This window comes from Microbispora sp. NPDC049633 (assembly GCF_040675265.1).
Lineage (GTDB): Bacteria > Actinomycetota > Actinomycetes > Streptosporangiales > Streptosporangiaceae > Microbispora > Microbispora maris.
Genome location: NZ_JBFAOO010000403.1, coordinates 1 through 1,818 on the forward strand (window position 1 = coordinate 1; position 1,818 = coordinate 1,818).

Consider the following 1,818-nt stretch of genomic DNA (forward strand, 5'->3'; position numbering starts at 1 on the left):
CCGGTAGCCGCCGGGCACCTGGGTGCCCTCGGTGATCGAGTCGCCCAGCGGCATGACCCGCACCCCGCCGTTGGACTCCGCGCTCGCGACACCCGGCACCGCCGCCGCGACGGTCACGGACAGGATCGCGGTGGTCAGCAGGCGTCTCCACCGCCTCCAGCCGCGGGTGGGCGGCCTCTCTGTGGAGCCGCGCTTATTTGTTAGCGTTAACATCGGCAGTTGCCCAACCTTTCCGAGGAAGGCGAGTGGATGGGGGGTGGTGGCTCTGGCGTGGCGGCGCGACCCCCTCGACGGGGACCGTCACCGGCGAAGGCCGTCTCCGTAGCGCTGGTCGGCATGGGTGTTAGCGCTAACAGAAGTCGGCGAGTCGCTGCTCCTCTTCTCACGGCGGCCGGTGGGTGGTGGTGCGCCGGAGCAAATACGAGACGGGAAGCTCCGTCAAGGGCCCCGGCGCGCGCCGTTCCCCGCGGCGCATGGAACGGATGTCCGCTCATCAGGAGCTATCGGTGACGGCCGGGGCGCGATCGCGCGGACGGCGTATTTGAAACTTTCATCACCGGCTCGCGTCAGGCTACGCGACCGCCGCCCTGTTTTCCGTGGCCCGACCACTCATGAGACGCCGGACAGGGCCGGTTGGGCACGGCCGGGCCTCCGAAAGTTTCAGCGTAGCCTTGACACATTTCGGAGACGTTTCCAGACTGAGTCCCCGAGAGGCGGTCTCCCCTTGCCAGGTCGGTGGTGAAGCGGCAGGGGGTCGCCGTCCGCGACGCCCTCGTGGTGTGCGTCCCACGCGTGGGACGCGGTGTCGATCCCGCGGATGTCCCCGCTTTCGGTGATTCAGTTGTGGAGGCTCAGGCATGGATTCAAACGCCACCCCCCTAGATCGGCGCCCACGCCGCGGCCGGGTGCTGCTCGCCGGCGCCCTCGGCGTGCTCGGCGCGATCACCGCCGTGACGGTGTCGGTCCCCGCCGGCGCGGCGGAGAGCACATTGGGCGCGGCCGCCGCGCAGAGCGGGCGTTACTTCGGCACGGCGATCAGTGCGAGCAGGCTCGGCGACTCGCAGTACACCACGATCGCGAGCCGTGAGTTCAACATGATCACGGCCGAGAACGAGATGAAGCCCGACGCGACAGAGCCGAACCCGGGCCAGTTCAACTTCACCAACGGCGACCGGATCTACAACTGGGCGGTGCAGAACGGCAAGCGGGTCCGCGGCCACACCCTGGCCTGGCACCAGCAGCAGCCGAACTTCTGGGGGCAGCTGTCGGGCAGCTCGCTGCGCCAGGCCATGATCAGCCACATCAACGGCGTGATGTCCCACTACAAGGGCAAGATCTACGCCTGGGACGTGGTCAACGAGGCCTTCGACGACGGCTCCGGCGGCCGCCGCGACTCCAACCTGCAGCGCACCGGCAACGACTGGATCGAGGTCGCCTTCCGCACCGCACGGGCCGCCGACCCCGACGCGAAGCTCTGCTACAACGACTACAACATCGACAACTGGTCCTGGGCCAAGACGCAGGGCGTCTACAACATGGTCAAGGACTTCAAGGCCCGCGGCGTGCCGATCGACTGCGTCGGCCTGCAGTCGCACTTCAACAGCGGCAGCCCCTACCCCAGCAACTACCGCACCACCCTGCAGAACTTCGCCGCGCTCGGCGTCGACGTCCAGATCACCGAGCTGGACATCCAGGGCGCCTCGCCGACCACCTACGCCAACGTGGTCAAGGACTGCCTGGCCGTTCCGCGCTGCAACGGCATCACCGTGTGGGGCGTCCGCGACCAGGACTCCTGGCGCTCGGGCGACACCCCGCTGC

The 1,818-nt window shown here is 68.4% G+C and carries 1 protein-coding gene; it reads left to right on the forward strand.

All coding sequences use genetic code 11. The features are described from left to right. Window positions 1–857: 857 nt before the first annotated feature. On the forward strand, window positions 858–1,818 hold a 961-nt coding region (locus AB0J39_RS39395), incomplete at its 3' end, for an endo-1,4-beta-xylanase (RefSeq protein WP_363474300.1).